The following is a 324-nucleotide window of genomic DNA, read 5'->3' on the forward strand; positions in this document are numbered from 1 at the left end:
GAACGCGATGTCGATAACCATCAACTGACCTACACGCGCGGTACGGTCAACATCAATACGCTTAACGTGGCGACACCCAACTATACCGGCCGCACCTATACGGATACAACGGCCTTCCCGATTCAGCGCACCGCTATTCCGGGTTCCGGCTACTACCTCTACAACGGTGTCAGCCAGGGCTCGGTTCTGGCCAACGGCAATAACGAAGCCAGCCGTTACGTCAACGGCATCGTCGCCAATATCAACCCGGCCAGTGTCACGGTCGATGACAGTCACCACCTGACCAAGTTCACCATCTCGTATGCCGTCTTCTGCTTGAAAAAA

The 324-nt window shown here is 55.2% G+C and carries 1 protein-coding gene; it reads left to right on the plus strand.

All coding sequences use genetic code 11. The annotated features are described in order from the left end of the window. The coding region (locus AEAC466_RS45320) for a hypothetical protein (protein WP_035430618.1) at positions 1-324 on the plus strand (324 nt) is incomplete at both ends.

The sequence above is a fragment of the Asticcacaulis sp. AC466 genome (genome assembly GCF_000495815.1).
Taxonomy (GTDB): Bacteria; Pseudomonadota; Alphaproteobacteria; order Caulobacterales; family Caulobacteraceae; genus Asticcacaulis.